General features: G+C 58.4%; 8 protein-coding genes. 5 read left to right on the forward strand and 3 right to left on the reverse strand.

The genetic code is table 11. The annotated features are described in order from the left end of the window. Window positions 1-629 precede the first annotated feature (629 nt). Window positions 630-1,127, forward strand: coding sequence for a rubrerythrin family protein (locus tag AB1576_09590; GenBank protein MEW6082007.1), 498 nt, complete (start codon window positions 630-632; stop codon window positions 1,125-1,127). Between the two features lie 163 nt (window positions 1,128-1,290). Further along, the gene (locus tag AB1576_09595; GenBank protein MEW6082008.1) at window positions 1,291-3,069 is read left to right on the forward strand and encodes a sigma 54-interacting transcriptional regulator; all 1,779 of its coding nucleotides are present in this window, start codon (window positions 1,291-1,293) and stop codon (window positions 3,067-3,069) included. 3 nt (window positions 3,070-3,072) lie between these two features. On the opposite strand, the gene hypD is transcribed toward AB1576_09595, so the two are convergent. From hypD to AB1576_09610, 3 genes are all read right to left on the reverse strand, one after another. Next, window positions 3,073-5,430, reverse strand: coding sequence for a trans-4-hydroxy-L-proline dehydratase (hypD, locus tag AB1576_09600; GenBank protein MEW6082009.1), 2,358 nt, complete (start codon window positions 5,428-5,430; stop codon window positions 3,073-3,075). Window positions 5,431-5,434: 4 nt separating this feature from the next. Beyond that, window positions 5,435-6,304, reverse strand: coding sequence for a glycyl-radical enzyme activating protein (locus tag AB1576_09605; GenBank protein ID MEW6082010.1), 870 nt, complete (start codon window positions 6,302-6,304; stop codon window positions 5,435-5,437). 514 nt (window positions 6,305-6,818) lie between these two features. After that, window positions 6,819-7,310: a hypothetical protein gene (locus AB1576_09610; GenBank protein ID MEW6082011.1), complete on the reverse strand. Its 492-nt coding sequence runs from the start codon at window positions 7,308-7,310 to the stop codon at window positions 6,819-6,821. 222 nt (window positions 7,311-7,532) lie between these two features. On the opposite strand from AB1576_09610, the gene AB1576_09615 reads away from it, so the two are divergent. The 3 genes from AB1576_09615 to AB1576_09625 all read left to right on the forward strand — a co-directional run. Beyond that, window positions 7,533-7,730, forward strand: a complete 198-nt coding sequence (locus AB1576_09615) for a DUF3311 domain-containing protein (GenBank protein MEW6082012.1) — start codon at window positions 7,533-7,535, stop codon at window positions 7,728-7,730. Between the two features lie 5 nt (window positions 7,731-7,735). Then, window positions 7,736-9,187: a sodium:solute symporter family protein gene (locus tag AB1576_09620; protein ID MEW6082013.1), complete on the forward strand. Its 1,452-nt coding sequence runs from the start codon at window positions 7,736-7,738 to the stop codon at window positions 9,185-9,187. 21 nt (window positions 9,188-9,208) lie between these two features. After that, window positions 9,209-9,478, forward strand: a 270-nt coding sequence (locus AB1576_09625; protein MEW6082014.1) for a hypothetical protein, incomplete at its 3' end; no start/stop codon positions are given.

A 9,478-nucleotide genomic window follows, 5' to 3' on the forward strand; every position in this document is an offset into this window, starting at 1 on the left:
CTCCTGGTGATGTTTGGTTTACTCACCTTTCCATCTACCAGGGAGAGGGTGGCCTTTCCTCCTCACCTTCCTCTCTAGGCCCTTCTACCTCTGATTCCCTTTTTACACCATTCTACCGGACACTACTCTCTCGTACCACGCTCTCCCTCAAGTGTGCCCTTTGTCAACAGATGATTGTATAACAACGACACACTTTGAGGGGGTTGTGCTGTGCTGTGGACTCGCAGCCAGAATGGAACTGCTCAGTATCAATGCCCTGCTTGGCCCTCTGACAGGGCACGCGACCCTCGCCGGTCCTACTGAGGCTGACGCCATTCTGGACCGTCTGGTGCACTCCATCTACTCTCTGAAGTGGGAGTCGATGCGGAGGGTGATCTCTGAACACGTGCCATCATGCGGAACCACTGGTCGATTTCAAGCGGAATGGGTGGATGATTTGGATCAGAATAGGTGACCGATTTCGTCGGAATACGCACACAGGTTGGGTTGCCTTACCCCAGGGGACACCTGGACCCCAGGAATACTTATATTATGAATATGAAGACTGTGTACGAAGGCTATTGCCAAGGCTACGCCAATAGCTTACAATGATACCTAACGGAGAATTATTATTATCGGGGGGGTTTTATGTGAGTACCGCAGACAATCTGATGGCTGCCTTCGCAGGGGAATCCCAGGCAAACCGCAAGTACCTGGCCTTTGCCAAAAAGGCCGAGGCTGAGGGCTATAGGAACGTCTCCCGCGTATTCCGTGCCATAGCTGAGGCCGAGACCATTCACGCTCTCAAGCACCTGGAGGTCGCCGGCAAGGTGGGCAGCACCCTTGAGAACCTCGCCACAGCCATGGAGGGTGAGCACTACGAGTTCACCACCATGTACCCGGAGTTCATCGAGGCCGCCAGGGCAGAAAACCAGGAGAAAGCCCTTAAGACCTTTGAGTTGGCCAACGAAGCGGAGAAGGTTCACGGCCGGACCTACCAGGAACTCAGAGCCCGTGTAGAGCAAGGCAAGGATATGGAGGATAGTGAGGTCAGCCTGTGCCCGGTGTGCGGGTGGGTAGGTACCGGAGCCGCGCCCGAGAGGTGCCCCATCTGCGGTGCCCAGGCCAAGATCTTTCAGAAGTACTAGGCAACAGAGCAAAGGGCTGGCGAGGCACACGTGGCACATGCCCACGTGTGCCTTACTCTGCCCGCTTGACACCGGCGGGCACCCGGAGGATTCACCGGTCCTCAGGCGAACTATGAAGGGGACCCCAGATCACACGGACCACTAAGATACCCTGGTGAGAGGGGTGGATCTCTTGCCGCTGGCCGCCATGGCCGTGACCCTCCAGCAGATAGCCGACGCGCTGGCCGCCGTCTTGCAGGTGCAGGTGGACATCGTTGATGGGGACCTCACCAGGATCGCCAAGGCTGGCGCTGCCCCTGACAGGGTGGGAGTGGAGCCCCGCTCAGGCCAGTCCTACCGGTACGTGCTGGCCCACGGGGAACCACTCTTCATCGATGAGCCTCGTTCCCACGGAGTATGCCTGCGGTGCAAGGAGAGGGATGCCTGCAGGGCCACGGCTGAGATAGTGTGGCCCATTCGCCGCGGCCCAGCGGTGGTAGGATGCATCGGCCTTGTGGCCGTGAACGAGCGGGAGCGTCACCGGCTCCTGGACCAGGTTGAGGGACTCACCAGGTTCACCGAGAGGATATCGGACCTCATAACTGCCAAGGTTTCAGAAATGGAGAACTCCCGGGCCCTGGCGTCCCTGGCCTCGAAGCTGGAGAACATCCTTCACTCCGTTTCCGATGGGATCATGGCTATCCAGGCAGACCGCCGCATCATCAGTATCAACCCGGCAGCCTGCCGGATACTGGGGGTAACAGACCCGTCAGTCCTGGATGGCTCCATATTCGGGAAGACCATCCAGGGCGACCAGGTAGTGCGGTGCCTGGACCTGCAGGAAGACCTGGAGGATGAACCCGTGGACTTCACCATTAGGGGCACCACACTGCACTGTGCGGGAACCGTCAAGGCCATCAAGTCGCCAGATGGATACGGGGGAGTAGTCTGCGTGTTCAGGACCCTGGAGGCCGTTGACCGCCTAGCCGTTAGGGTACACGGGAAGGATACCATCTATACCTTCGATGACATACTGGGAAGGAGCCCCCAGCTCGCCGCTGCGAAGGAGCGGGCAATGAAGGTAGCCAGGAGCAACGCCACCGTGCTTCTCCTGGGTGATACAGGGACAGGCAAGGAGATATTCGCCCGGGCCATACACTCGGCCAGCCCCAGGGCAGGCAAACCCTTTGTCCCCGTCAACTCGGGGGGGATCCCCGACACCCTCCTGGAGAGCGAGCTCTTCGGCTACGCTGAAGGGGCCTTCACCGGTGCCCGGAAGGGCGGGAAGCCCGGGAAGTTCGAGCTGGCTGCAGGGGGCACCCTTTTCCTGGACGAGATCGGAGACATGCCCCTGCACATGCAGGTGAAACTCCTCAGGGTACTGGAGCACCGGGTGCTGGAACGCCTGGGCGGCACCCAGCCCGTCCCAGTTGATGTAAGGATCATTGCCGCGACCAACCGGGACCTTCTTGACCTGGCGCAACGAGGGAAGTTCAGGAGCGACCTCTACTACCGGCTAAATGTCATGCCCGTCAAGATCCCCTCGCTGAGGGAACGCCCCGAGGACATCGAGTTCCTTGCCAACCACTTCCTAAGGGTCTATACAGCCCTATATCACCGGGAGATCAGATCCATCAGCCCGGAGACCATGAGCATTCTCCGTTCCTACCAGTGGCCTGGCAACGTGCGGGAGCTCCAGAACACTGTGGAGTACGCGGTGAACGTAGAAGGCTCCCACTCCATACTCCCAGGGAGTCTCACCAGCGATGTGCTCCACGGGAGCGCCATAGACCCACCCAGTGCCGTTAAGAGCATTAGCGACGTGGAGGCGGAAAGCATCCGTCAAGCCCTGGAAACCTTCGGCTACCACACCGAGGGCAAACGCATGGCTGCGCGCGCCCTCGGCATTCACCTGAGCACCCTCTACCGCCGGCTCAAGCACCTGGATTTGGAAAAGCCCTGAGCCCTAGAAACAGGCGTGCTCCGTCCGGGTTATGATCTCGTCCTGCAGTGCCTTGCTCAGGTCACAGAAGTAGTCGCTGTACCCCGCTACCCTGACGATAAGGTCCCTGTACTTCTCCGGTTCCGCCTGCGCCGCCCGGAGGGTTGCCGCATTCACCACGTTGAACTGTATGTGGTGCCCGTCCAGGCGGAAATATGCCCTTATGAGGTGGGCGAGTTTCTGGAGTCCCGTATCGCCCTGGAGTATGGCAGGGGTGAACTTCAGGTTCAGCAGTGTTCCCCCTGTGCGTATGTGGTCCATCTTGCTGGCCGACCGGAGCACCGCTGTGGGGCCGTGGCGGTCAGCCCCCTGGACCGGGGAGATGCCCTCCGAGTGGGGCTGCCAGGCCCGCCTGCCATCGGGAAGGGCCCCTGTCACCGAGCCGAAGTAGACGTGGCAGGTGGTGGGCAGCATGTTTATCCTGTACACGCCGCCCTTGGTGTTCCTGCGGCCTGTGACCTCATCGTGATATGAATTGAACACCTCAACCATGATGCTGTCGGCGTAGTCATCATCGTTCCCGTACTTGGGCGTGTCCTCCAGCAGGGCATGCCGGAGGTCTTCGTACCCCTCGAAGTCCGCCTCCAGCGCCTTCAACAGGGATACCCAGGGGATGTCGCCCTGGTCGAACACGTGGTGCTTTATGGCGGCAAGACTGTCAGTGATGGTGCCCAAGCCCACCCCCTGGATGTAGTTGGTATTGTATCGAGGGCCCCCATCGTTGTAATCCCGGCCCTTCTTTATGCAGTCATCGATGATGACGGATAGGAAGGGCGCGGGCATCTGGGTAGCATAAAGGCGTTCAATAATGCTGCTGCCCCTGACCTTGATATCTATGAAGAACTTCAGCTGCCGGCGGAAGGCATCCAGCACCTCTTCAAATGACCCCATCTTCCGGGGATCCCCGGTCTCCAGGCCTATCCTCCTCCCCGTCCTGGGGTCATTTCCGCCATTGAGGGTGATCTCGAGGACCTTGGGCAGGTTGAAATAGCCTGTGAGGATGTAGGCCTCTTTCCCAAAGGCCCCGGTCTCAACACAGCCGCTGGTGCCCCCGTTCCTGGCATCCTGTACTGACTTGCCCTGGAGGATCATCTCCTCAACCACTGCATCTGCGTTGAACACCGACGGCTGCCCCCAGCCCTTGCGGATGATCTCGCATGCCCTCAGGAGGAACCGGTCGGGGTTCATCTTGCTCAGCTGTATGTTGGAGCTGGGCTGCAGTAGCCGCATCTCGTCAATGACATCCAGCACGAGAAAGGTCACATCGTTGACCCCGTCAGAGCCGTCAGGCCTCAGGCCCCCGGAGTTGATGTTGGCGAAGTCCGTGTAGGTCCCGCTCTCCGCCGCCGTCACACCAACCTTTGGGGGAGCCGGCTGGTTGTTGAACTTCACCCAGAAGCACTGCAGGAGTTCCCGGGCAGACTCCGGGGTCAGGTCTCCACTGGTGATGCCCCTCTGGTAGAAGTCGTTCAGGTGCTGGTCCAGCCTCCCCGGGTTGAAGGCATCCCAGGTGTTCAGCTCAGTCACTACCCCAAGGTGCACAAACCAGTAGGCCTGGAGCGCCTCCCAGAAGTCCCTGGGGGCATTGGCGGGCACATGCCGGCACACCCTGGCTATCTGCCCAAGTTCCCGGCGGCGGCTGGGGTCTGTTTCGTCCCGGGCCATCTCCTCAGCTTTTTCCGCATGTCGCTGGGCAAACCTTATAATGGCGCCGGCACAGATCCTCATGGCTTCCAGTTGCTTCTGCTTGGCATAGGCATCCGGGTCACTAGCGTAGTCAAGGCCTTCCAGCGCCTCGTCTATCTCGCGCTGGAAGTCCAGGAACCCCTTTTTGTATATCTTATCATCCAGGACGGTGTGGCCCGGTGCCCGCTGCTCCATGAACTCCGTGAAGATGCCTGCCTCGTAGGCGTCCTTCCACTCGGCGGACATCTCCCGGAAGATGATGTCCCGCATGGAGCGTCCCCTCCAGGAGGGGATTATCTCCTCCTGGTAAACCCTCCTTGACTCTTCACTTACCAAGAAGGCTATCTTCTCCCTGCGGTTGATGATGTCCAGGTCCTCCAGGCTATGACAGCACAGCTCCGGGAAGGTAGGCGTGCCCTTGGGACCTGGCCCCCTCTCGCCCACGATGAGTTCCCCTGGACCTATGTAGATGGCCTTGTTCTCCATGAGGTGCTTGAAGGCTAGGGCACGCTGGATTGGGGGAAACGGTTCGTGGTTTTGCCTGTAAAACTCAGTGATGAGCTCCGCCCTCTCCGTGGACAGCCAGGGCTCGGCGTCGATACTCTCCTGCCTGAGCCGGGCAACGCGTTCGTTCACGGTATCAACCTCCTATATGGCACACTAATCCGTAGTCCGCCAGCACCCCGCGGCTCGCCTCGACCTGGCTTTCTCCCGGAGGCTTGGCATCAACAAGGTATGTCTTGCTCAACCTGGCGTGCTTGTCAACCCCTATCTCGTGGTAGGGGAGAAGATGGACACAGGGCACCCGCTTGAGGCTAAAGACGAACTCAGCTGTCTTCCTGAGGTTCTCCTCATCATCGTTTAACCCCGGGACCAGCGGTATCCTGATAGCTATATCGTGGCCAAGGTCGTCCAAGAGCCGCAGGTTCTCAAGGATGAGAGTGTTGGACACTCCGGTGTACCGCTGGTGCCTGTCATCATCCATAACCTTGAGGTCAAATAGGAAAAGGTCCACGTAGTCACAAACGGATAGCAGGGTCTCCCTGCGGGCGTAGCCACAGGTGTCTAAAGCAGTGTGGATCCTCAAGGCCTTGCAGCCAGTGAGGGCCTCCTTCAGAAACACCGGCTGCATCAGTGGCTCGCCTCCAGAGAATGTCACACCGCCCCCGGATTCGTCGTAGAAGATGGTGTCCCTCTTGATCTCCGCCAGCACTTCGGAGACGGTGATTGTCCTCCCGGCACACCCGCGGGCTCCGGTACGGCAGGCGCGAGCACATGCCCCGCACACCACACACCTGTCCCGGATGGTATGGTACGTCCCAGGAGAGATGGCCTGGTGCGGGCAGGCCTCGAGACACCGCCCGCACCTTTGGCATTTACCCTCGAAGAATACAACTTCCCTGGTAGTATCCTGCCCTTCAGGATTGTGGCACCACCAGCAGGTTAAGGGACATCCCTTCAGGAACACCACCGTGCGGATGCCCGGGCCATCGTGTATGGAATACCTCATGATATTGAATATCGTCCCTGTGCTCAGATCGGATCACCTCAACTGCCGCCCGGTCTTGCCGGCCCAGCCTTTCTTTCGTTTCCAAGCAGGCACACAGCCTGCGCATAACCCGCCTCACACGTGTGACTGCAATACTCGTGCCATGAATTCCCCTCACCTTGGAGCCGGGCTTCGGGGAATTCCCGAGTTAAAGCCTGCTCCAGGCATTCCTTCTAGCTGGGGATCAGGCCAATCTCCAGCCGTAATTCCCGAAGTGAGAAATCTTTCGCCACCGGCGAGGAATCTCCCTGTCTAGCCTAGTGGTTTCCTTGCCAGGAGCCGGGAACACCGGGTGCTCGCATCGCCCACGCATTCCACCCCTGCCTGGACACCTCCACCGGATCCTGCAACGCGGGATTTCTCATCTTGCGAAACTGCTCCTGTTTCGCGGGAGCCTGGTACTTGGTAGACCGGTTCCGCCTTGCGCCAGGCACGAGATGGATTCTGCCCATCTAACCGAATCCCTGGACCAAGTTCACACTTCCGTGCGGGGGGGCCGAATGCGTACGGTTCTGAAGAATGGCAGGGTGATCAACCCGTCATCAGGCCTGGATGAAGTGCTGGACTGGCCGTAGAGGGAAACTGCGTTGCGGAACTGGGAGAGGGGCTGGCCGGGCACACCGATGTGGACGTCTCTGGGCTCTGCGTAACCCCGGGATTCATCGACGTTCACACCCACGAGGACGAACCCTACGGTGCTGGCATCCACCCTCATATTCAGTGGCATCCACAGGGAAAAGCCCGGCGTCTTGGCTATTTCCGGCCTGGAAGGGCTTAGGGAACACAAGATGAGCTTCTCATATGTGGTGGGCTCAATCCAGGGTTCCGGCACGCCGCATTGTACATCCTTTACGGAGTGGCGGCGGTGGATGCGCCCCCTGGAGACACCTTTATGGAACTCGGGACGTCTCTTGGCCAGCGCTATGTGCACTGGGCACCATGTGCCCAGGCCCACCACCCTTTGCACAGATCCAGCATCTTGGGGGCTGTAACCGGGCCGGGATCAAGGATCCCTGAAACCGCCCGGATCCTTATAAGCACCATTTCCCCTTCGCAAATCCCACTGGCAGGATGCCAAACAAGGAGCCCTGTTCTTGGAGCCCAGGCCTAACCAGCATGGAAAGCCTAGGAGGATTAGCAGGGGTAACGGTGAATCCCTCACTAAATCTTCTGAAGGGGGGGGTAGTAAGTGAAACCGCGAGTCCTTCTTCTGGGCATCATCGCAGTGCTGTTTGCGACAGTATTGTTTCCACCGGTTTTTGGCCTGTTCAACCGGGTGGAACCCTGGATCCTGGGAATGCCTTTCCTTCAGTTCTGGCTCCTGGTAGTGACCTTCGGCTCGTGCATTGCCCTGACCATTCTGTGGAGGAGCGAAGAAGGGAGGTAGAAGAGATGCCAAGCCAATCAGTCTTAGCTATGGCAATAGTAGCTGTCTACCTGGTTAGCGTAGGACTTATTGCCAGGCGTTTCGGCAAGCTCCATGATCAGAGCGTAGCAGAATTCGCTGTGGCTAGTCGATCCTTCAAGTGGTACATGGTTATGTTTACAGTTCTGGCCACGTGGATTGTCGGAGCCACCTATACAGCTTGGGTCGGCATGAGTATTGTGGATGGCATGCTTGCTCAATACGCGGCATTGTATGGCCTCGGTGGACTCGTGGTCTACTACCTGATCGCTCCCAGGATATGGTCATGGGGGAAGGCTCATAACCTGTACAACCTGCCAGACTTCATTGAGCTCAGGTACGGCAGCAAGGGTCTGGCCATCTTCATTGCCATCGCCGGTATCCTTCTAAACTTCCCGTGGCACATCATCGCCTTTAAGACCTTCGGGTACGTGGCCAGCGCTCTAACCGGGGGCGCCGTACCATTCAACCTGGGGATGACGATCGTGGTGCTCCTCATAGCGGGATATGTGATGTGGGGAGGACAACGTACAGTAGTCATCCTGGACTTCTACCAGGGGATAATCTCGGTCGTTGTGGTGCTCGCCGGCATAGTGTTCGTAACCTACTCCCTCTTCGGAGGATTTGGGCCACTCCTCTCCCGCCTTGCCAGCGAGAAACCCGAGCTGCTAACGATAGCGGATAAACCCTACTGGACGTGCATCATCCTTGGTGGTATCATAGGTTCCTATTGCTGGTTGGAGATCTTCAACCGCATATTTGTAGCCGAAAGCGTTTCTGAGGTTCGGAAGGTAATTGTGGGGGCACCCTTCCTCATGGTTCTCATCTTCGTGATGCTGGTCATCATGAGCATGGGCGGGAGCCTGATAGCGGAAGTGGCGGCGGACCCTGAGGCTGGCTTTCTCACCATGTTTACCATGGCCGGCGGCCCATTGCTCCTGGCCTTTGCCGCGATTGTGATAGTGGCAGCCGAGATGTCATCCATCGACTCCCAGCTGGCAACCAACAGTGTCGTGGTGGCAAACAACATCATCAAGCCCTTCAAGCCCGGCCTTACAGACCGGCAGATCCTCACAATATGTCGCATATCAGCCCTGGTTTTCGTGCTGTCAGCGCTGGTGGTGGCCATGATGGAACTGCCAATGCTCGTGTCCATAGCAATATTCACCTACGAGAACCTGGTCAACCTGTTCCCCACAATCATCCTGGGGGCTCTCTGGACCCGGGGCAACAAGACGGCAGCCGTAGCCGGTCTCTCTGTGGGGATACCTGTCACCCTGTACTTCACCTGGAACGCCACACTGTCGCAGGCCCTGTTCGGAAGCTGGACCCCGGGTATCATCGGGTTTACCCTTAATACCTTGATATATGTAATCATCTCCCTGGCCTCTAGACCGCAGCCTTCAACCACGGAGCTCTTCCAGGAGCTGGAAAGCTAGACGTCTGTAGGGGGGTCTTGAATGAACGTCGTCAGGGTGGGTTCTGTCCAGTCCGAGGTAGCGGAAAGCAGTACTCACGGGGTCCTTCGCATGTTAGAAGAACATGCGGAAGCAGCCCGGACCCTTGGGGTCAAGTTCCTGTGCTTCCCCGAGTATTGCCTGGTGGGGTTGTTAACTGCTGGCGATAGTGCAGTGATTTATGCTTTTCTATGTTATAGTAATCCCATGAAGCTGTCAGAATGGGCAAAGCAAAACGGCGTACGATACCAGACGGCCTGGCGCTGGTTCAAG

This window comes from Bacillota bacterium, assembly GCA_040754315.1.
GTDB lineage: Bacteria > Bacillota > Sulfobacillia > DUSP01 > JBFMCS01 > JBFMCS01.

Excerpts from the sequence above, each read along its gene's own strand:
- AB1576_09605 (MEW6082010.1), bottom strand. The coding sequence starts at position 6,304 with ATGAGGTATTCCATACACGATGGCCCGGGCATCCGCACGGTGGTGTTC.
- AB1576_09620 (MEW6082013.1), top strand. The coding sequence starts at position 7,736 with ATGCCAAGCCAATCAGTCTTAGCTATGGCAATAGTAGCTGTCTACCTG.